At 63.9% G+C, this 20,523-nt stretch carries 16 protein-coding genes; 7 read left to right on the forward strand and 9 right to left on the reverse strand.

Annotated elements, in window-relative coordinates; all coding sequences use genetic code 11:
• Positions 1–62: 62 nt before the first annotated feature.
• From ABIC03_RS29535 to ABIC03_RS29545, 3 genes are read left to right on the forward strand one after another with little or no spacing between them, the layout of a single operon-like run.
• Positions 63–347: a BrnT family toxin gene (locus ABIC03_RS29535; protein ID WP_354063293.1), complete on the forward strand. Its 285-nt coding sequence runs from the start codon at positions 63–65 to the stop codon at positions 345–347.
• Entirely contained in the window at positions 319–2,496 is a 2,178-nt protein-coding gene (locus ABIC03_RS29540) for a DEAD/DEAH box helicase (RefSeq protein ID WP_354063295.1), read from the forward strand. The genes ABIC03_RS29535 and ABIC03_RS29540 overlap by 29 nt, the downstream gene beginning before the upstream one ends.
• Positions 2,489–3,706 (forward strand): GIY-YIG nuclease family protein, encoded by a 1,218-nt coding sequence (locus ABIC03_RS29545; protein WP_354063297.1) that lies wholly within the window; start codon positions 2,489–2,491, stop codon positions 3,704–3,706. The genes ABIC03_RS29540 and ABIC03_RS29545 overlap by 8 nt, the downstream gene beginning before the upstream one ends.
• A 193-nt stretch (positions 3,707–3,899) precedes the next feature.
• Here the strand turns inward: ABIC03_RS29545 and ABIC03_RS29550 are convergent, their stop codons facing one another.
• Positions 3,900–6,347 (reverse strand): adenylate/guanylate cyclase domain-containing protein, encoded by a 2,448-nt coding sequence (locus ABIC03_RS29550; protein WP_354063299.1) that lies wholly within the window; start codon positions 6,345–6,347, stop codon positions 3,900–3,902.
• A 273-nt stretch (positions 6,348–6,620) separates the two neighbouring features.
• Entirely contained in the window at positions 6,621–8,723 is a 2,103-nt protein-coding gene (locus ABIC03_RS29555; protein ID WP_354063301.1) for an AsmA family protein, read from the reverse strand.
• 235 nt (positions 8,724–8,958) lie between these two features.
• On the opposite strand from ABIC03_RS29555, the gene ABIC03_RS29560 reads away from it, so the two are divergent.
• A complete protein-coding gene (locus tag ABIC03_RS29560) occupies positions 8,959–9,633 on the forward strand; it encodes a Crp/Fnr family transcriptional regulator (protein WP_007599026.1) in 675 nt (224 codons plus the stop codon).
• A 5-nt stretch (positions 9,634–9,638) separates the two neighbouring features.
• Here the strand turns inward: ABIC03_RS29560 and ABIC03_RS29565 are convergent, their stop codons facing one another.
• The 6 genes from ABIC03_RS29565 to ABIC03_RS29590 all read right to left on the reverse strand — a co-directional run bounded on the left by ABIC03_RS29565 (position 9,639) and on the right by ABIC03_RS29590 (position 16,830).
• Positions 9,639–9,923: a type II toxin-antitoxin system RelE/ParE family toxin gene (locus tag ABIC03_RS29565; RefSeq protein ID WP_354063303.1), complete on the reverse strand. Its 285-nt coding sequence runs from the start codon at positions 9,921–9,923 to the stop codon at positions 9,639–9,641.
• Entirely contained in the window at positions 9,920–10,228 is a 309-nt protein-coding gene (locus ABIC03_RS29570) for a hypothetical protein (protein ID WP_354063305.1), read from the reverse strand. The genes ABIC03_RS29565 and ABIC03_RS29570 overlap by 4 nt, the downstream gene beginning before the upstream one ends.
• A gap of 35 nt (positions 10,229–10,263) precedes the next feature.
• Positions 10,264–13,413, reverse strand: coding sequence for an efflux RND transporter permease subunit (locus tag ABIC03_RS29575; RefSeq protein ID WP_354063307.1), 3,150 nt, complete (start codon positions 13,411–13,413; stop codon positions 10,264–10,266).
• The gene (locus tag ABIC03_RS29580) at positions 13,413–14,342 is read right to left on the reverse strand and encodes an RND family efflux transporter (protein WP_275174385.1); all 930 of its coding nucleotides are present in this window, start codon (positions 14,340–14,342) and stop codon (positions 13,413–13,415) included. The genes ABIC03_RS29575 and ABIC03_RS29580 overlap by 1 nt, the downstream gene beginning before the upstream one ends.
• A gap of 158 nt (positions 14,343–14,500) precedes the next feature.
• Positions 14,501–15,172, reverse strand: a complete 672-nt coding sequence (locus ABIC03_RS29585; protein ID WP_354063310.1) for an OmpA family protein — start codon at positions 15,170–15,172, stop codon at positions 14,501–14,503.
• Positions 15,173–15,318: 146 nt separating this feature from the next.
• Positions 15,319–16,830 (reverse strand): caspase family protein, encoded by a 1,512-nt coding sequence (locus tag ABIC03_RS29590; protein ID WP_354063312.1) that lies wholly within the window; start codon positions 16,828–16,830, stop codon positions 15,319–15,321.
• A gap of 373 nt (positions 16,831–17,203) precedes the next feature.
• Between ABIC03_RS29590 and ABIC03_RS29595 the strand changes: the two genes are divergently transcribed.
• The gene (locus ABIC03_RS29595) at positions 17,204–18,010 is read left to right on the forward strand and encodes an N-acyl homoserine lactonase family protein (protein WP_354063314.1); all 807 of its coding nucleotides are present in this window, start codon (positions 17,204–17,206) and stop codon (positions 18,008–18,010) included.
• Here the strand turns inward: ABIC03_RS29595 and ABIC03_RS29600 are convergent, their stop codons facing one another.
• On the reverse strand, positions 18,011–18,553 hold the full coding sequence (locus tag ABIC03_RS29600; protein WP_275172666.1) for a MarR family winged helix-turn-helix transcriptional regulator: 543 nt from the start codon (positions 18,551–18,553) through the stop codon (positions 18,011–18,013).
• A gap of 109 nt (positions 18,554–18,662) precedes the next feature.
• Between ABIC03_RS29600 and ABIC03_RS29605 the strand changes: the two genes are divergently transcribed.
• Both ABIC03_RS29605 and ABIC03_RS29610 read left to right on the forward strand, forming a co-directional pair.
• Entirely contained in the window at positions 18,663–20,291 is a 1,629-nt protein-coding gene (locus ABIC03_RS29605) for an FAD-dependent oxidoreductase (RefSeq protein ID WP_354063316.1), read from the forward strand.
• Positions 20,292–20,299: 8 nt separating this feature from the next.
• The gene (locus ABIC03_RS29610; RefSeq protein ID WP_354063318.1) at positions 20,300–20,518 is read left to right on the forward strand and encodes a DUF2783 domain-containing protein; all 219 of its coding nucleotides are present in this window, start codon (positions 20,300–20,302) and stop codon (positions 20,516–20,518) included.
• Positions 20,519–20,523 lie beyond the last annotated feature (5 nt).

Genomic DNA, 20,523 nt, shown 5'->3' on the forward strand with positions numbered 1-20,523 from the left:
GAATGGCGCTGGACGACCCCTGGTTTAGAACATATGATGAACGTCGCTGAGGGGGAGCGCCCATGCAAGGGTTCGAATGGGACCCCGAGAAGAACATTGCGAATCGGCAAAAGCACGGGCTGTCCTTCGAGGAAGCCGCCACGATGTTCAACGGACCGGTCCTGACCGGCCCGGATAACAGCGCTGGCGAGGTTCGGGAGAAGAGCTTCGGCCTGCTGGGTGGTGTGGTCGTGGTTTGCGTCATCCATACCGAACGGCAGGGAAAGATTCGCATCATCAGCGCCCGGAAGGCGACGGCGAGAGAAAGAAAGTACTTCGATGCCTATCTCAAAAAAGCGCTTAGCTGAGTTGGCGGCCTTGCCAGACGACGCCACCGATACCACCGAGATTGCGGAGGCGGACGAGGCGTTCTTTCGCGCGGCCAAACTGCGGCGACCGAACGCATTGAGCGGCGTCCCGTCGGTCGCCGTCAGGTATGCCAGGACCGGAGCGGCGACCCGCGCGAATGCGCTGGGGATGCGGCCTATGCAGGAGAAAGCATTCGAGAAGCGTGGCGAACAGTATCTTCTGATCAAGTCGCCACCGGCGTCGGGGAAGAGTCGGGCGCTCATGTTCATCGCCCTCGACAAGCTCCACAACCAGGGCATCAAGCAGGCCATCATCGTCGTGCCGGAAAGATCCATCGGCGCGAGCTTCCATGACGAGCCGCTGATCCAATACGGGTTCTGGGCCGACTGGACCGTCGCGCCAAAATGGAATCTCTGCGACGCACCGGGGGCCGACAATGGCGGCAAGGTCAATGCCGTTGGCGCCTTCCTCGAAGGCAGCGACAAGGTGCTGGTTTGTACCCACGCGACGTTTCGCTTCGCTGTTGACAAGTTTGGGGTCGAGGCGTTCGACGGCCGATTGATCGCGGTGGACGAGTTTCACCATGTCTCCGCCAATCCCGACAACAGGCTTGGCCAACACCTCGGTCAATTCATCGCGCGCGACAAGGTGCACATCGTCGCGATGACCGGCTCCTACTTCAGGGGCGACGCCGAGGCCGTCCTGGGGCCGCACGATGAAGCGAAGTTCGATGAAGTGACTTACACTTATTATGAGCAGCTCAACGGTTACGAGTATCTCAAAGAACTCGACATCGGCTATTTCTTCTATTCGGGGTCCTATGCCGAGGACATCATGAAGGTGCTTGACCCCGCCGAAAAAACCATCATCCACATTCCCAGCGTCAATGCCCGCGAAAGCACGAAGGATAAGATCAAGGAGGTCGAGCACATCATCGAGGAGCTAGGCGAATGGCAGGGGATTGATCCGGCCACTGGTTTCCAGCTGGTGAGCTCCCCCACGGGAGGTGTCCTCCGGATCGCCGATCTCGTCGACGACAATCCTGCCAAGCGCGACCGGGTGTCTGCCGCGCTCAAGGACCCCGCGCAAAAGACCAATCGTGATCATGTCGACATCATCATCGCGCTCGGCATGGCGAAGGAGGGTTTTGACTGGGTCTGGTGCGAGCACGCGCTCACTGTGGGATATCGATCGAGCCTTACGGAGATCGTGCAGATCATCGGCCGCGCCACCCGTGACGCACCCGGCAAATTCCGCACGCGCTTCACTAACTTGATCGCCGAGCCCGATGCGTCGCCGGAGAACGTTAATGAAGCGGTGAACGACACGCTAAAGGCCATTGCCGCCAGCCTGCTCATGGAGCAGGTGCTCGCGCCGCGCTTCGAATTCAAGCCGAAGAACCCGGCGAGTAGCCCCGAGGAGGGATTTCACTATGGCGAGGGAGGCTACGACCCGACCAAGTGCAATGTCGGCTTCAACGAAGGGACCGGCCAGTTCCAGATCGAGATCAAGGGCCTCGTCACGCCGAAGAGCGAGGAAGCACAACGTATTTGCCAGCAGGATCTGAACGAAGTGATTGCCGCGTTCGTTCAGGACAAGACGGCCATTGAGCGCGGGCTGTTCGATCCCGAGGTGGTCCCCGCCGAACTGACGCAGCTTCGGTTAGGGAAGATCATCAAGGATAAATACCCCGACCTGGATGAGGGAGATCAGGAAGCGGTGCGCCAGCACGCAATTGCTGCTCTCAATCTGACGCAAATGGCGAAGAAGGTCGCTTTGGGTGGGGCCGAAGGTTCGGATGAGTCCAGCCCCAACAGGGCTTTTGTGGATGGTGTGCGCAAATACGCGATGGACGTGCGCGAACTGGACATCGACCTGATCGACAGTATCAATCCGTTCGGGGAGGCCTATGCCATCCTCGCCAAGACTATGAGCGAAGAGAGCCTGAAGCAGGTTCAGGCAGCGATTTCGGCCAAACGTGTCAGCATGACGATCGACGAAGCGCGTGACCTGGCCAAGCGGGCCTTGAAATTCAAGCTTGAACGCGGCCGGTTGCCCTCGATTACGGCTGCCGACGCCTGGGAGAAGCGCATGGCCGAAGGCGTCGCCTTCCTGGCCCGTATGAAGGCTGAGGCTGCGCGTGGCTGACTTTACTGATGAGGACGACGCACTTCTCGAAGAGTTGGGCGTCGAGGTCGAGACCAAAAAGGACGCGAGCCGGACACCGCGCGAAGAGCGGATCATTGCCGGCTTCGAGGAGATTCAGCGTTTCGTCGACCAACATAGTCACCCGCCCCAGCACGGTGAAGACCGCGATATTTTCGAGCGGTTGTATGCGGTGCGCCTGGATCGTCTGCGCAATCTCGCCGACTGCCGCGCCTTACTCGAGCCGCTTGATCGCCAAGGACTTCTGGAAAGCACAGCGTCTTCGCCGATGGGTTTCGCCGAAGAACTCGATGATGATGCCCTCCTGTCTCAGCTTGGAGTCGGCGCCGACGCGCCGGCCGACATCACCGAACTCCGTCATGTCCGCTCATCTGCAGAAAAGCGCGCCGCCGAGGAGATCGCAAACCGGACGAAATGCGAGGATTTCGATCAGTTTCAGCCCCTGTTCGCGAAGGTAAAGCGTGAGCTTGACATGGGCATCCGCGAAACACGCCCGTTTCAGACCATGGCCGAAATCAAGAAAGGCGAGTTCTTTATCGTTGGCGGACAAATCGCCTTCGTTGCGGGGGTCGGCGAGGAGTTCATTTCACAATACGATCGCCGCGACAGCCGATTGCGTGTGATCTATGACAACGCGACGGAGAGCGACGTGCTGCTCCGCTCGCTCCAGCGTGCGTTGCACCGTGACGATGCGGGGCGCCGCATAACCGATCCCAGCGCCGGGCCGCTGTTCGCCGAGGAGAGCGAGGACGGCGATCTCGCGAGCGGAACGATTTATGTCCTGCGGAGCAAGTCTGATCATCCTGCCGTTGTGGCCAATCGCGAAGTTCTTCACAAGATTGGGGTCACTGGCGGCGACGTTGCTAAGCGTATCGCCAATGCCAAGCTCGACGCGACCTATCTGATGGCCGACGTCGAAATCGTCGCAACTTACAACCTCTACAACATCAACCGCACTCGACTAGAAAACCTGATCCATCGTGTTTTTGGCCGCGCCCAACTCGATCTCGAAATCAAGGATCGCTTCGGACATCCCGTCGTTCCCCGTGAGTGGTTCTTGGTGCCGCTCTTCGTCATCGACGAGGCCGTGGACCGGATCAAGGACGGGACGATCACGGACTACAGCTACGATCCGAAGAAGGCCGCTTTGGTGAAGGTAGGCGGGGGTAATTTGCCAAGAGGCTCGAAGTAAGGAGACCTCACAGTATTGGGCAAATCGCACCAAAGCGGGATCGGATGAGTCCCGCCTAATCGCCCGATGATACCATCCTGCCGGTGTTTTGCCCGACGAGTCAAACCAATTCCAGCCGATTCCGTACCCGCGTAACCCATTGATCTTGCAGCCCCTGGCTACTGTGCATGGGGTTGTTTTCGCGTTTTTTTGGCTACCCTCTTCGCCTTGCCGCGGCCGCATCCACCACGTTCTCCACCTCCTCGCGCCACGACAGGATCTCCATCGCGAGCACGGGGTGGTTGAAGCCCTTGAGCACGAGATCGTCGAGCGCGCGGGCTTCGACCCAGGGTTCGACCATGCCGTAGACGCGGCGGCTGACGACGACCTGACCGGCCTTGGCTTCGTCGCAGAGGCGGGAGGAGAGATTGGTGACGCTGCCGATCGCGGCATATTCGAGCCGCTGCTCGAAGCCGATCTGGCCGAGCGTGGCGTAGCCCATGGCGACGCCGACGCCGAAGCCGAGCGAGTGGCCGCGGTTCTTCCACTTCTCGGTCAATTGGCCAATCACATCGCGCATCTCGACCGCCATCTTCACCGCGCGCTTGGTGTGGTCGGCGAACTGAATGGGCGCATTGAACAGGATCATCACGCCGTCGCCGGCAAAGCGGTCGAGCGTGCCTTCATAGCGGTGGATCAGCTCGCCAAGCGCGGAGTGATATTCGCGCAGCACATTCATCGCCTCCTCCGGCTCGGTCGCCTCCGTGAACGAGGTGAAGCCGCGCAAATCGCAGAACACGACGGTGACTTCGCGGCGGTGGCTGTCGAGCAGCGCGTCGTGGCCGTCGGACGAGGCGATCAGCTGCGCGACCTGCGGCGCGAGGAAACGTTCGAGCCGCTTGATGCGGCCGATCTCGCCGAGTTGTTTCTCGACCCGCTCTTCCAGCGAGCGATTCCAGTTGCGCAGCTGCTCGGTCTGCTCCTGGAGCTTTGCAGCCTGCTGCTGCACGGTTTCGTGCGCAGCCGCGAGCTCGCGACCCTTGTGGTCGACCTCGGTGAACAGCCGCGCATTGCGCATCGCCAGCACGGCCTGGTTGGCGAAAGTGCGCATCAGGCCGATGATGCTGGGGGCGAACTCGCCGCTGGCGCGGCGCAGCACCACCAGCGAGCCGAGCGTGCCCTGCTGGTCGACCAGCGGCACCACCAGCACCGAATGGAAGCCGGCAGCGATCGCGACGTCGCGCAGCGGCTGCTCGGAGGCCTGGTCGAGATCGGCAATCACGATCGGCTCGCCGCTCCCGGCCGCATCGCTCAGGATATTCTCGCCTTCGTCGATGGTGACATGGGCGCCGTCGGCGGATTTGTCGATGCCGTTGGCCTCGACCAGATGGAAGCGGCGCGCCTGCGCGTCATAACCGTAGATCAGCACGGCGTCGGCATGGGTGATCTCGATCGCTCGCGCGGCGATCGTCGGCAGCACGGCGTTGAGATCGAGCGAGGCGGCGACCGCGCGGCCGACCTCCTCCAGCACCTTGAGCTCGTTGATAGACTGCGCGAGATCGCGGGTGCGCTCCTCGACCTTGGTCTCCAGGTCCGAATAGGTCTCCTGGATCTGGCCGGCCATGCGATTGAACTGGCCGGCGAGATCTTCCAGCTCGTCCGAGGTGTGCACCTCGATGCGATGGCTAAAATCGCCCTCGCCGAGCTTATGGGCGCCGTCGCGCAGCGCGGTGATCGGAATGATCATGCGGCGCGCCAGAAGCGTGCCGGCAAGGATCGCGACCAGCAGGCCCATGCCGATCAAAAGCGCAATGCGCACCAGCTGGTCGCGGATCGGCATCAGGGCCTGTGTGGCCGGCTGCTCGAACATCACACTCCAGCCGAGCTTCGGCACGGTGCTCGCCGCGCTCATGACCGCATGGCCGTTGAAGTCGGTGCCCGAACTGTCGGGCTCGTGTCCCGGTGCGACCGCGGCCGCGACCTGCGGCAGCTTCGAGAGGTCCTTGCCGATCTCGGGCCCTTTCGAGGACGTCGCCAGCACGCGGCCGCGCGGATCGACCACATAGGCGAAGGCAGCCTTGCCGACCTGGGCGTCGGAGAGGTACTCGGAGAGAAAGCTGAGATCGAGCTCGGCCACGGTGACGCCGGCGTTGAAACCGGAATGCGCCACCGAGATCGATATGAACGGCGTTCGGTCGGAGAACCAGGCCGGCGCATAGCTGACGCCGCGGGCGACGGTGTCGGTGAAGCGCATGTCGCGGGAGAGGTCGGCATTGCTGCCGGTCGTGGTCGACTGGCGTGAGACGCGGAGCACCTCACGGCCGTCGCCGTTGAGCTGGAACAGCTGGTTGACGACCGAGACCTGGTGCAGCAGCTGGGCGTAGTCGGCGCGGCGCTTCTCGAGCGTGTCCTGGCTCGCCCGCGTCACCCAGCTGATCTGGCGCTCGAGCTCCGAGATCGACTGCTCGATCCGCCGCGCGGCAGCCTGCGCCTTGTCCTCGAGACCGTCGGTCAGCTGGGTCTTGGTGGCGCGGTAGGAGATCCAGGTCTCCATCGCGCCGTTGACGGCGAGCACGAACACGACCAGGCCGACGAGAGAGACGACGTATTTGGCGAACAGACCCTCGCGCAGAAACCGTGTCTTGTCGTTCGCTCCTGCCATCCCGATCCTCTCGCGCCGCCATCGGCGCCGGCGCTACGGGCCTTACGGACCCTGCGAGCCTTCTAGCACAATTTGGTCCAAGGGACTGTGAAGGGACCGGTCGGGGCCGCGTGACCGGCCGGTGTGGTTACCCGCTGTGGACGTTGGGGCAGGCGGAAGGACAGTGAATTGTCGGAGTCTCATCCATTTGGAGGAAGCCGCGGCCGGGCCAGCCGAGGTAAGGGGATGGGCTTGGCAAGGGAGGGCTTGGAGTCCAGCGCTTTGGTCCTGCAATCATCGATTAAAGAGCTGCCGCAGCACGTCATTCATCGGCTGGCTGTCCTGCTGCGCCGCCGGCGGGTCCTCCAGGCCGGGGGATGCCGGCGAGGCTTGCGGCATCAATGTGGATGGCGCTGCGGGCAGGCTGCGGCTGCGGCCGGTGGCAGTGCCGGTGCCGGGGGCGCTCCCAGTGGCGGTCCCAGTGCCGTTTCCGGCGCCGCCGGAAAGTCCCTGCTGGATCAGATTGCCGAGCGCCTCGCCCAGGGGGCCGCCGAGCAAATTGTTCTGTCCCGGCTGCTGGCTTTGCGGATTGGCATTGCCGGCCGCATTGCCGCCACCTGGCGCGGTGGTCCCTCCGAGACCAAGGTTGCTACCAAGGCTGCCCAAGATGTTGCCGAGGCCGGCTCCATCTGCGCCGAACAGCCCCTTGCCCATCTCGCGCAGCTTGGCATAGGCGGCGTCCGGATTGTCCAGCATGCCCGCCATGTCAGGATAGATCCGCGGCTGCGACCATGTGCCCTGGATCATCACGGGAATGCCGAAGCCGACCGGCTCGGCGGCGCGGCCCTGGCCTTCGGTCGTCATCACCAGCTTCGGCTCGACGCGGAAGCCCATCATCTTGGTGTCGAGGGCGATCGTGCCGGCGCCGGTGACGCGGACCAGCGGTCCGGTCAAGCTGAGGTCGGTCGTCACCGCCTGGCCCTTGTCGATCCGGAACGATGCCGAGAGCTGCGACAAATCCGTGCTCTGCTCCCGGCTGTTGTCCTGGTTTGCCTGCCAGCCGGACAGCGTGCCCGAGGTCAGCGAGCGGATCATCTGTGCGACGTTGATGCCGCGAATGGCGCCGTCCTGGAAATTGACGAAGGCGGTGCCCTGCATGTTCGCCATCAGCGCGCGCTGGCTGGTGCCGGCGCTGCGCAGCGCGAGCTTGGCCTGCAGCTTGCCGTCGATCCGGTCGAATTCGGCAAGGCCCTGCAGCAGCGGCAGCGCCCGCACGCCGGCGAGGTCGGAATGCATGGCAAAGCTCGGCGCGCCGCTGGTCGCATCAAGGATCAATTCGCCCGTGACTTGGCCGCCATAGGCGCCGAGATTGGCGGTTCCGGCCTTCAGCACGCCGCCGGCGAGTTTTGCATCGACCGCCAGCGGCGCGAGGCGTGCATCGCCGATCACTGCCTCGTGCGCGGAGATCCTGATTTGCGCATCGACATAGTTGAGCCCGGACACGTCGATCGGCGCATCGCTCCAGGGCTGCCCGGACGCGCCTTCCGGCGATTTCGCCAGCGGAATCGCGAGCTGCTGGAAGTCGAGATCGACCTTGACCAGAGGCTTGCTCGCGATATCGATCGAGGCCCAGCCGTTGAACGCGCCATCGCCGAGCGTGCCGCTCACGCCGTTGATCATCATCACATCGCCGCTCAGCCGCATCTCGGCATGACCTGCGAGCCGGGACTTCAGCACGTCCGGCATGTCGATGGCGAAATCCACCGGAATGGTCGGCCGGTCGGCCGGCGGCGCCGGCGTGGTGGCCTTGATGTCGAACTTGGTTGGATGCTCGCCGACCCGTGCGGTGCCGGTGATGTTGATCTTGCGGTCGCGGCCGACGATCGCATCGGCATTGATGGCGCTGATGCGGCTCTCGACACGATCGCGCACGCGCGCGAATGCGATCTCGCCATCGGTGACCTTGATGCGGTCGATGGCGGCGCCATCGGTATCGAGCGCGGCCGGCTTCGACGTGCCGCCGGCATTCGGCAGGCGCTCACGCAGCAACGGCTGGTAGAGCACGGGATGGGTGACGACGAGCTCGCTGATCTTCGGGCGGCCCGACCAGACGCTCGAGAGCGACATGTCGGCCTGCACGCTGTCGATGGTCAGGCGCGTGATGCCGCTGCGATCCTTGGGGTCGGAAAGCGTGAGGTCGTTCAGCGTCACGTTCAGCGTCGGCCACAGGCTGATTCGGGTCGTGCCGTCGATCGACAGGCGATAACCGGTCGCGCTCTCGACCCGCGAGGCAATCGTCGATGTCAGGAAGCCCGAGGGGATCCCGACCACCAGCAGGAGTGCGATCACGATGACGACGGCGGCCACCGCCGCGCCGGCGAATTTTACGGCTCTCATGTCGACTTTCCAGCGGCGAACGATCGGCGTCGAATCCGGCACATGACCGTCATTTGCACCCGTCCTTTGCGCCTGAGTTTATCCCGGGACGGGAAGCGGCTCCAAGTACGTAAAAATAGTCTGGGGGTGCTGCAAAGTTATGTGACTTATGGCACACTTCCCCGGCGCGGTTTTACGCGATCCTGATGTCGATGGTTCCAAGCGATTTGCCAACCAAATTCACAAGGACATTGAAATGAGCAAGCAGGCCGAATTTGCGGTCATCCTCAAGATGAATGCGATGTTCGCCGATCTCGGTGCAGACGAGCTCCAGCGGCTGGCGAATCTCTGCCACACCCAGCATCTGGGGAACGGCGAGGTGCTATTCCAGAAGGGCGACGCGGGCGATGCGCTGTTCGGCGTGCGCCGAGGCCAGGTCCGCATCGAGACCGGCGCCTCAGACGGCAGCCGCCTGACCCTGAACTTCATGGGGCCCGGCGACCTGTTCGGGGAAGTTGCGGTGCTGGACGGCCAGAGCCGCACTGCAGACGCGACCGCGGGCGAAGCCAGCGAGCTGTTCGTGCTGCGGCGCGAAGACTTTCTTGCTTTCCTCGAACGCGAGCCGAAGGTCGGGATCAAGATCATCGCGCTGCTGTGCCAGCGCATCCGCTGGCAGAGCGAACGCATGGAAGAGTCCATGCTCCAGCCGCTGCCGGTTCGCCTCGCGCGGCGTCTCTGCGCGCTCGCCGCCGATTTCGGTTCGGAGGTGCACATCTCGCAGGAGCAACTCGGCGTCTTCGTCGGTGCCGCCCGCGAGAGCGTCAACCGCCAGCTTCAGGCCTGGCGCAAGGAAGCGATCCTCGATCTCCAGCGCGGCCGCATCCTGCTGCGAAACATGACCAAGCTGACGGCGATCGCGCGCAACGAGTAGGGGCGTCAGGTCCGTGCCTCACGGCCATGCCAGATTCTCGTAATGAGAATATCGCCTGTCTCGGGAGCGATGACATATCGCACGATGTAACCTGACGAGCCGAAGCGGACGATGATTTGGCGGATGACGGCATCCTCAGTCGGTTTGCCCAGCGTCGGCAATTCCGGCAGCCGATCGATTGCCTTCCAGATCGAGGCCAAGGCGCGTTTCGCGGCGCCAGGATTAACAGTGTCGAGGAATGTTCGCAGCCGCTCAATGTCTTCGACAGCGGCTGGCGAAAGCTGGATCATTTCACCTTGCGCGGCTGGGGACGGGGCAGCTCGTCTGCCGAGCCCCAGCTTGCCACCCACGCTTTAACGTCGTCGAGTGGGACAGCCATGCCGGTGCGCTTGAATTCGTCGTAGCGACTGCGGTCCTCTGCGAGATCTGGACTAGAAACGTCGATCACTGAATCGAGTAATGCGACGGCCTCTGCGAGAACCGTTGCGACGTCCTTTCCCCGCTCGGACGCGATCTCCCGGAGACGAGCATCGGTGTCGGCGTCGATCTCAAGCGTTCGGCTTATGAGGTTCATTCCCGAAAGATAGCACTTCACTTACCGATGTCGAGCCCGAGATCTGGAGGCAATAACTACTCCGCCGCAGGGTGCACGATGTTCTTCGGCCCTGGCATCGCTCCCGCCGGCGCCGCTTCATGATGACCGGCGTCCTCCGCGTCTTCGCTGTGCACGACCAGCCGCTTGCCGAAGCGCCATATCAGGGCGCCGAGATCGTCCATCACCATGAACATCGCGGGCACGAAAACCAGCGACAGGATGGTCGAGAAGATCAGGCCGCCGATCACGGCGAGCGCCATCGGCGAGCGGAACTCGCCGCCCGCGCCGACCGCGAGCGCGCTCGGCATCATGCCCGCGGCCATCGCGATCGTGGTCATCACGATCGGGCGAGCGCGTTTCATGCCTGCGTCGATCATGGCTTCTTCGCGCGGTGTGCCGGCGTGAATGGACTCGATGGCGAATTCCACCAGCATGATCGCGTTCTTGGTGACGATGCCCATCAGCATCAGGATGCCGATCCACACCGGTGTCGTGAGCTGCTTGCCGGTGATCAGCAGGGCCGCGATCGCGCCGCCGATCGAGAGTGGCAGCGAGAACAGGATGGTGATCGGCTGCAGGAAGGTGCCGAACAGCAGCACCAGCACGGCGTAGACCATCATCAGGCCCGCCGTGATCGCAGTGGCAAAGCCTTCGGACAGTTCGTTCAGGCTTTCGGCGTCGCCGGAGGGGGAGACCTTCACGCCCTTCGGCCGGCTCTTCATGACCGGAAGGTCGTAGATCTTCTTGGTGGCGTCGCCGAGCGCGGCGGAGCCGACGAGATCGGCCGCGACGGTCGCTTGTCGCTCGCGATCGTAGCGGTTGATGCTGGTCGGACCCTGGTCGAGCTTGACATCGGCGATGACGGAGAGCGGCACGCCGCCCTTCTCGCCGTGCTCGCCGAGCGGCACGCGCAACTGTTCGAGCGTCTTCAGATTGCCGCGCGCGGCATCCTCGAGCTGCACACGGATCGGCACCAGACGGTCACCGACGTCGAACTTGGCGAGCGCGGGGCCGACGTCGCCGATAGTGGCGACACGGATGGTCTGCGACAGGCTTTCGGTCGAGACGCCGAGCCGTGCGGCGAGATCAGCGCGCGGTTCGACGCGCAGCTCGGGCCGCTCCAGCGTGGTTTCCGAGATCACGTTGGAGATGGTGGGAATCCGCTTCATCTGCGTCGCGAGCTCGCTGGCGACGTTGTTGACGATGTTGGCGTCGGCGCCGGTCACGACCAGCGAGATGGCGCGCAGGCCGTTCTCGTCGAGGAACCAGAAGCGGATGTCCGGGATGTTCTCCAGCTCCTGGCTGATCGAGAATTCGAGCTCGCGCTGGGTTATGTCGCGGCTGTCCTTGGGCGTGTAGTTGATGATCAAAGCGGCGCGCCGGACTTCCTGGGTCCCCGGTGGAACGCGGCCGCCGTCGACGAAGATGCTCTTCACCTCGGGCCGCTTGCGCAGGCGCGCCACGATGTCTTCGGTGACTTTTTCGGTGTAGGCGAGCTGCGTGCCCGGCGGCAGCTCGAGGGCAACCAGCGAGCGCGAGCTGTCCTGCGCCGGCAGGAAACCCTGCGGCAGCAGCGTGATGCTCCAGATCGAGGCGGCGAAGACGCCGAAGCCGACCAGCACCGTGATGAAATAGTGCTTCACCGACCAGGCCACGAGCCTGTGATAGGACCGCAGCACGCGGCCGGGCGGCGGCTCTTGATGATTGCTATGTTTGAGGAAGTAGGCGGCGAGCACCGGCGTGACGAAGCGCGCCGCGAGCAGCGAGAAGAACACCTGCACCGAGACGGTGATGCCGAACTGCTTGAAGAACTGTCCGGCGATACCCGACATGAAGCTCGCGGGTGCGAAGATCGCGATGATCGTCAGCGAGATCGCGATCACCGCGAGGCCGATCTCGTCGGCGGCTTCGAGGGCGGCACGATACGGCGATTTGCCCATGTTCATGTGCCTGACGATATTCTCGATCTCGACGATGGCGTCGTCGACCAGAATACCCGTCGACAGCGTGATGGCGAGGAAGCTGACGAGGTTGAGCGAGAAGCCGAGCAGGTCCATCGCCCAGAACGCCGGGAAGATCGACAACGGCAGCGAGATCGCGGCGATGATGGTGGCGCGCAAGTCACGCAGGAACAGCAGCACGATGACGACGGCGAGGATGGCGCCTTCGAACAGGGTCGAGATCGCCGCGTGGTAATTGCCGTTGGTATATTCGACCGAGGTGTCGATCACCTTCAAATCGACGTCGGGGTAGGTCGCCTTGAGAGTGTCGATGCGCTTCTGCACGGCCTCGGCGACCTTCACGTCGCTGGCACCCTTGGAGCGCTTGATGCCGAGCGCGACGATCGGCTCGCCGTTGAAGCGGGCGAAGGTGCGGCGGTCTGCGATGGTGTCGGTCACGGTGCCGAGATCGTCGAGCCGGACCTCGCCGCCGCCGAACAGCGGAATCATGGTGCCGGCGAGGTCGCTCAGGGTCTTGGCGCCGGCGAGGGTGCGGATCGCCTGGTCGTTCTTGCCGATCTCGGCGCGGCCGCCGGCGACGTCCACATTGGTGCCGCGCAGGCTCTGGCTGACGTTGACGGCGGTCAGCCCCATCGACTGCAGGCGGTCGGGATCGAGCGAGACCAGGATCTCGCGCTCGACACCGCCGATGCGCTCGACCTGGGCGACGCCGCGCACACCCTGCAGCGCGCGCTTGACCACGTCGTCGACGAAATAGGAGAGCTGCTCCGGCGTCTTGCCGGGCGAGATCGCGGCGTAGGTGACGATCGGCAGGCCGATGACGTCGACGCGCTGGATCAGCGGTTCGGTGACGTTCTGCGGCAGGTTGGAGCGCACGCGCGTCACCGCGTCCTTGACGTCGTTGAGCGCGCGGTCGGTGTTGGTTTCCAGCGCGAACTGGATCGTCGTCACCGACAGACCGTCGGTGATCTGCGAGGTGATGTGCCTGACGCCTTCGACACCGGAGACGGCGTCTTCAACCGTCTTTGTGACCTGGGATTCGAGCTCGGCGGGTGCCGCGCCGAACTGCGATACCGCGACCGAGATCACGGGAATGTCGGCCGAGGGGAGCCGCGTCACCGCGAGCTTGGTGAAGGACACCCAGCCGAGGATCAGGAGGATGATGGAAAAAACGACCGACGGCAGCGGATTGCGGATCGACCATGCCGAGATATTGAGAGCCATCAGCGTACCCGCGTGCGATCGAGTTCATCAGCGAACATGGTCTTGATCTGGTCGCCGTCATGCAGCGAAGAGCCGGCATCGGCCACGACGATTTCGCCGACGTTGAGGCCTTCCAGAATTTCCGTCGCGCTGTCCGACGACAGCCCGACCCGTACCTTGCGCGTCTCGACAATGTTGCCCTTGACGACCTGCACGGTGAGATGGTCGATCGCGGTCTTGGGAACCGCGACGCCGCAGCTTCGCTTGGCATCGATGGAGGCGCGGGCGAACACGCCGACTTTCAGCGAGGGATTGTTGGTGACGCTGATGCGCACGCGGCCGAGCTGGGTGGCGCGATCGATTTCGGGGGCGACCAGCCTGACCCGCCCGATCAGATCGGGCGCGTCGTCGCGGCTGATGCGCACGGTCGCGCCGGAGCTGAGCTTGGCCATGTGCACCGCCGGGACCTGCGCGTCGAGCTCGATCTCATTGTTGACGGCAATACGGAACATCGGGCCGGCCTGCGGCGAGGCCGGCGCGCCGACGATGGTGCGGACCTCGGTGATGAGGCCCGGCGCAGAGGCTTTCAGCGACACCGGACCTTGCGGGCCGGGCCGCTGCGGCTGGCCCGGGATCTGGGGCGGGGCGGTCAGGCGCGCCAGCTCCTGATTGTCGGTGACGAGGGTGCCCTCGGTGACGAAGAGGTCGGTAACCCTGGATCCCTCCTGGTCGGCGACGACCACCGCTTCGCGGCGCGGCACGAAGAAGCCGGTCACCCGGACCAGGTCGGAGAAGCAGGCATTGGTCGACTTGGTCACGATGACCAGCGCCTCGCCCGGCGTTTCCTTGGGCTCGGCGCGGTGCCGGTGCTCGAACAGGTAATAGCCGACGCCGAGCGCGACGACGAACACCACCGTTCCGGCTGGCTTGAGATATTGGGAGAGGTTCATTGCCGGATCGTCCTGGCCTGGCTCACGGCCATCCGCGCGCGGCCCATGGAGAGCGTTTCCCTGAAATAAAGCAGCGTCCCGCAAGCCTGCGGGACGCGCGCTGGAAGCGAGACTTTACACCACATCACGACTTGTCACTTCAAAGGATTACGTCGTGCTCACTTCGATGCGGTGGTCTTGTTTTCCATGTTGACGACCTGCACGCGACGATTGACCTCCGCCATCGGCTGGGCCGGGTCCTTCAGCTTGCTCTTGCCGTAGCCGACGGTGACGAGGTCGGTCGCGGAGATGCTGTATTTGTCGACCAGGTAGCGCTTGATCGAATCCGCGCGGCGCTCCGACAGATCCTGGTTATAGCTCTCGCCGCCGGCGGCGTCAGTGTGGCCGGCGACCACGAAGGTCGAGCCTTTCAGGTCGGGGCTGGTCAGCGCGCGGCCGAGCGCCTGGACCGAGGTAAGCGATTTAGCGCTGATATTGGCCGAGTTGTAGTCGAACGTGATTTCCAGATCGATGTTCGGCTTGTCCTTGGCCGCCGACGCGATTTCTTCACGCTCGGTCGACGACAGCGAGCGTGTCGAGCGGCCGCGCACGGACTGGATCAGCTTGGTCTCCGTCGCACTCGGTGCGGGATCGGCCTGCGGAGCGATCGACAGACCCCGGGTCAGCGGCTTCTTCGGCGGCGGCGCCAGCGCCCGGACGATCTCGTCCTCGGTGACGTTCTTGCTGTTGCCGTCGTCGCCCGCGAATGCCAGCGGGATCGTCAGCGACAGCGCGGCGCCAACGGTGATGATGGACAGGATTGCGGTAAGTCCCTTTGCAGCCAATCTCATAGCCAGTCCCTCCTGCGCAGCCAGCTCGCGTAGTTCCAAAATCCCTGCAATAAGCCCCTCGAAAGGACGGCCTGCGGCATCCGTTCGATTAGTCTTCGCCGGGCCGTCGCGGGTTCGAGGCACATCGGCCCCAATTCAAAAAAATATCAACGCACTCCGTAGCTTGCGAATTCCTGAACAATGTTCGGGTCCATCGCCTTGGCGTTGGCGATGTCGAGCGCACCCTCTTGGGCCGAGCCGTTGCGCTGCTTGGCGATCCCGCGTCCGAACAGCGAGGAGGTCAGGCGCGGATTGATCCTCAGGGCTGCCTCGAAATCGGCGATGGCGTTCTTGACCGCCCCCGATTTCAGATTGACGAGTCCCCGGCTGTCCAGCGCGTCGACGAAGTTCGGCCGTAGCCGCAGGGCCTCGTTGCAATCCTTCAGCGCGCCCTGGAGGTCACCGACCACCGTGCGGGTCCAGCAGCGATTGTTCAGAGCCTCGACGTCCTTCGGGTTGATCCGGAGCGTCTCGTCAAAATCCTTGATGGCCAGGCTGTAGGCGCCCTTGCTGGCATAGACCTGGCCGCGCCGGTAAAGCGCGTTCACGTCGTCCGGATTGGCCGCGATCTTGGCGGTCAGCCCCTTGATGGTGGGGTCCTCGGCCAGGACGGCCGCACTCGGTCCGCTCTCCATGCTCGGAGCGGTGACGGGATCGGCCGGTTTCACAGGCGGTGGCGGCGGTACCGGCGGCAAGGCAGCCTCGACCTGCGGCTTCGGTGACGGAGCCGGTGCTGCCACTGCGTCGGCTGGTTTCGGCAGCACAGGTGGCGGTGGCGCGGGCGGAGCCGGCGGCGGGTTGTTGGCGACGACCGGCGGCGGAGCGGGAGGCGGGGGTGGCGGGGTCGTTGTCGGGCGCGACCCGCCGGCCCCTGGAATGAACGAGAAATCCTCGGCCAGTGACGAGGATATCCACGGCACCTGCTCGCCCCGGGAGGCGCGGGTGACGCCCATTTTGGTGCGGTTCAGCGTCTCCTCGGCCATCAGGTCGGGGACGCGGATTTCCTTGAGGAGTTCCTGGACGAACAGGCTGTGCTCGCCCCCGGCGTCCGAGACCACCGAGGCCAGCGCCGCCGAATACATCACCAGCGTGCCGTTCGGCGCGATGACGGGGGTGAGGCCGGCTGAGAAGCTGCGGAACCGGCGCTCGAACGGGTTGCGCCTGGAGGCATCGACCAGCGCGATCTTGACGCCGGCGCCGCGGGTGTTGAGCTCGCCGAGCACGGTTTCGAGGCTGATGCCGTCGCGCCGCACGTCGGATTCGGTCCAGATCTGCGCATCGATCGGCAGCAAATAGCTCTGCCGCGCGGACTGGATGCCGAAGCCGCTGAAGAACACCAGTGCCACCGACCCCGGCTTGATCTTGCCGTAGAGCTTGTCGAAGGCGCGGCGCATGCCGTCGCCGGTCAGGTTCTCACCGGTTTCCACGGAAAAGCCGTCGCGCTTGAGCTCGTCGGCGACGTCGCGCGCGTCGTTGAGCGGTTCCTTCAGGGGAGCGTCGGCGTCCGGATATTTGGCATTGCCGATCACCAGCGCAAAGCGATCGCCGGCCGCAAGTGACGGAGCGGTCGGGATGAGCGACACGAGCAAGGACAGAACGAAAAGCAGGCGAATTTTCATAATTAGCGCGATCCAGCCAAAAAGGCGCCGTTTCCAGCTTGCGCCGCGGCGACCTTAACTTACGCAATGTGCATTATCAAACCGGGGAAGGGGGGGCGTCAACCGCTTGCAGATTCGGCGCTATCGCGACAATTGACCGCGACGCATGGGCATGTGGCGGGGGGAATAAACGGGCGGTCACGATTGCACGCGATGCATTCTGGTTGTCATTGCGTCTGCACGTTAGGGCAGCCATGGCGACAAGAATGTGATTGGTCTCACATTGCGGACGGGCCTTCTCCGCAACCTCCGGTGTTTGACCTTTGCGGTGGACGATGGCTTGGTGCGGTCGATCGCACTGAAGGTGCATCCACAAAAGAGCAAGATCAAAACCATGGGAAACGCCTACGAAATCTACGCCCTGCGCTATGCGACGATGTCGCCGCGCACCCCCAATATGAACTTCCTAGCGCCCGACCCGCATGACAGCGCAGCGCAGGACCTCGACTATTTCGTCTGGCTGATCCGCGGCAACGGCCGCGACATCCTGGTTGATACCGGCTTCAATGCCGAGGAGGCGGGCTTGCGCGCGCGCAAGCTGACGCTCAATCCGGTCGACGCGCTGGAGCGCTTTGGTGTGGCGGCAGCGAGCATTCGCGACATCATCGTGACGCATCTGCATTACGATCATGCCGGCAATCTCGACCGCTTCGCGAACGCGCGCTTCCATGTCCAGGAGCGCGAGATGGCCTACGCGACGGGGCGCTGCATGTGCAACGGACTGCTGCGACATCCGTTCTCGGTCGAGCACGTCACCCAGATGGTCCGCCATGTCTATGGCGAGCGCGTTACTTTCTATTCCGGCGACGGCGAGGTCGCGCCCGGCGTCACCGTGCACCGCGTCGGCGGCCATTCGGACGGCCTGCAGGTGGTGAGGGTCGAGACGGCGCGCGGGCCCGTGGTGCTGGCGTCCGACGCCGCGCATTATTACGCCAATCTCCAGCGGAGGAGCCCGTTCCCGATCGTCTACAATGTCGGCGACATGGCGGTCGGCTGGGAGACGATCGAACGTCTCGCCGGCCATCCTGACCGGTTCATTCCCGGCCACGATCCGATCGTGACGGAGATCTATCCGCGTGCCAGCAACGAGAGCGATGTCTGGGCCCTGCATTTGCCGCCATCGCGGTCATTTGCAAAGTGATCAATACGCCTGCTTGGCGTCGGCCTCTTCGCTGGTCTGGATCAGGTCGAGGCTCTGTTCGATCTTGCCGAGCAGCGTCGATAGCTGTTTGCGCTGCTGCGCGGAGAGGCAGGCGAGGATCTCGTCTTCCCGTCGCAGCAATTGCGGAAACAGCTCCTCGTAGAGCGTGCGGCCTTTCCTTGTCAGTCGCAGGCGGAATTCGCGGCGGTCGGCTTCGTTCTCGACGCGCTCGATCAAACCCTGTTGCAGCAGCATGGTCACCGCGCGGCTGATGGTGGATTTGTGCGTGCGGGTGCATTGCGCGACGTACTGCGCGCTGCAGGCATCGTTGCGGAAGCCGAGCGTCGCGATCACGCGCCAGGCCGGGATGTCGAGGCCGTGACGTTCCTGATATTCGACCGAAAGCGCGGCGCTGACCTCTGCCGCGAGCCGGTTGAGGCGGAACGGCACGAACCTGAACAGGTCGAGCCGTGTTTTTGGCCGCGCTGAGGCCTCATCGGCCTCGCGTGTCTTCAGCGCGATGTCGCTGGATGTCCTCGCCAAGGAGAGCGCTCCGAATTCCAGTTGACGGCCGGCCGGCTCCGGTCCAAAATAGTTGCACGTGAGACTATTAGCAGATCAGGCCTCTCCTGACCAGAGCCGAGGTTAGCGCATGGCGAAGGCCAATACGCATCAGGCTAAAACCCAGTTCGGCTATCGCCGCCACCCCGATCAGGATCGTCCCGGCCAGAGCGCGGCCGAGCATCCCGTGGTGGTCGTCGGCGCGGGCCCGGTCGGGCTGTCGCTGGCGATCGACCTTGCCCAGCGCGGCCAGCGCGTCGTCCTTCTGGATGACGCCGACCGCATCGGAGAGGGCTCCCGCGCGATCTGCTTCTCGAAACGCTCGCTGGAATATTGGGACCGGCTCGGCGTCGGCGACCGCATGGTCGACAAGGGCGTGGTCTGGAGCGTCGGCCGCATCTTCCACGGCGAGCAGCAGCTCTACCAGTTCAATCTGCTACCGGAGGACGGTCACAAGCGGCCGGCCTTCATCAATCTCCAGCAATATTACGCCGAAGCCTATCTGGTCGACCGCATCAGCGATCTGCCCGAGATCAACCTGCGCTGGCGCAACAAGGTGACGGCGCTGGAGAGCCGCAACGATTCCGTTGCGCTGACGATCGAGACGCCGGAGGGCGCCTATCGCCTGCACGCGCAATATGTCGTCGCCTGCGACGGCGCGCGCTCGTCGCTGCGGCAGATGGTGGGCGCCGATTTCGCGGGACAGGTGTTCGAGGACCAGTTCCTGATCGCCGACGTGAAGATGACCGCGGAATTCCCGACCGAACGCTGGTTCTGGTTCGATCCGCCCTTTCATGCGGGACGTTCGGCGTTGTTGCACCGACAGCCTGACGACGTCTGGCGCATCGACCTCCAGCTCAATCGCTATGCAGATCCCGTCGTTGAGAAGAAGCCCGAGAACGTGCGGCCTCGGATTGCGCGCATGCTCGGCCACGACGAGTTCGAGTTCGAGTGGATCTCGCTCTACAAATTCCAGTGCCGGCGGATGGACCGCTTCGTCCATGGCCGCGTGATCTTTGCGGGCGATTCCGCGCACCAGGTCTCGCCCTTCGGCGCGCGCGGCGCCAATTCGGGACTCGAGGACGCCGAGAACCTCTCCTGGAAGCTCGACCGCGTGCTGCGCGGCGCCTCACCCGCGAGCCTGCTCGAGAGCTATCATGTCGAGCGCAGTGGGGCGGCCGACGAGAACATCCGCGAATCCACCCGCTCGACCGATTTCATGGCGCCGAACTCGCATCAGGAAGCGCGGCTGCGGAAGGCGGTGCTGTCGCTGGCCAAGGAAACGGAGTTCGGCAAGCGCATGGTCAATGGCGGGCGGCTCTCGGTGCCGTGCAGCTATGACTCGTCGCTGTCATCGCCCGATGCGGATGCGTGGCGCGCTGGCCCACTCCCGGGTTGTTCGATGCTCGATGCCCCCGTTACGATGCGCGCGGGCGAGCAAAGCTATTTGACGGATGCGTTCCGGCAGGGCGGAACGGATTTCACGTTGCTGTCGTTCAGCAATGGCGCGGCGATCGATGCGCCCGTTGGTGTGAAGGACATCTGCATCGGCGGTGAGGACGGGCTCGCAGATCCGGCGGGGCTCACCGCAAAGCGATATGATGCGGAACCAGGCTCAGCCTACCTGCTAAGGCCGGACGGCTATGTCGCGGCGCGCTTTCGCCAGCCGACGCGTGCCGGCGTCGCGGCAGCGCTGTCGCGGGCCCAAGGATTGAATTGAGGATTCGCATGCCGCTCTCGACCAGCTCCAACTTCGCGCGACCTGACGACGCCTTTCGCGCCATCATGGAGGCGCATCGTGGCTTCACCGACGAGCAGAGCGCCGATTTCGACGCGGCGCTGGTGTTGATCCTCGCCAACCATATCGGCGATATCGACGTGCTGCGGGAGGCGATCCTCCTCGCCAGGCGGCGCATGATCGACGGTCAACAGCAACAACAGCAATAATGTCC

The organism is Bradyrhizobium sp. RT6a (assembly GCF_040547675.1).
Classification (GTDB): Bacteria; Pseudomonadota; Alphaproteobacteria; order Rhizobiales; family Xanthobacteraceae; genus Bradyrhizobium.

Bases quoted from the DNA above. Each gene is read 5' to 3' on its own strand.
- ABIC03_RS29580 (WP_275174385.1), bottom strand. From the start codon at position 14,342: ATGAACCTCTCCCAATATCTCAAGCCAGCCGGAACGGTGGTGTTCGTC.
- ABIC03_RS29555 (WP_354063301.1), bottom strand. From the start codon at position 8,723: ATGAGAGCCGTAAAATTCGCCGGCGCGGCGGTGGCCGCCGTCGTCATC.
- ABIC03_RS29595 (WP_354063314.1), top strand. From the start codon at position 17,204: ATGGGAAACGCCTACGAAATCTACGCCCTGCGCTATGCGACGATGTCG.
- ABIC03_RS29585 (WP_354063310.1), bottom strand. From the start codon at position 15,172: ATGAGATTGGCTGCAAAGGGACTTACCGCAATCCTGTCCATCATCACC.
- ABIC03_RS29610 (WP_354063318.1), top strand. From the start codon at position 20,300: ATGCCGCTCTCGACCAGCTCCAACTTCGCGCGACCTGACGACGCCTTT.
- ABIC03_RS29565 (WP_354063303.1), bottom strand. From the start codon at position 9,923: ATGATCCAGCTTTCGCCAGCCGCTGTCGAAGACATTGAGCGGCTGCGA.
- ABIC03_RS29575 (WP_354063307.1), bottom strand. From the start codon at position 13,413: ATGGCTCTCAATATCTCGGCATGGTCGATCCGCAATCCGCTGCCGTCG.
- ABIC03_RS29605 (WP_354063316.1), top strand. From the start codon at position 18,663: ATGGCGAAGGCCAATACGCATCAGGCTAAAACCCAGTTCGGCTATCGC.
- ABIC03_RS29535 (WP_354063293.1), top strand. From the start codon at position 63: ATGCAAGGGTTCGAATGGGACCCCGAGAAGAACATTGCGAATCGGCAA.
- ABIC03_RS29540 (WP_354063295.1), top strand. From the start codon at position 319: ATGCCTATCTCAAAAAAGCGCTTAGCTGAGTTGGCGGCCTTGCCAGAC.
- ABIC03_RS29590 (WP_354063312.1), bottom strand. From the start codon at position 16,830: ATGAAAATTCGCCTGCTTTTCGTTCTGTCCTTGCTCGTGTCGCTCATC.
- ABIC03_RS29550 (WP_354063299.1), bottom strand. From the start codon at position 6,347: ATGGCAGGAGCGAACGACAAGACACGGTTTCTGCGCGAGGGTCTGTTC.
- ABIC03_RS29560 (WP_007599026.1), top strand. From the start codon at position 8,959: ATGAGCAAGCAGGCCGAATTTGCGGTCATCCTCAAGATGAATGCGATG.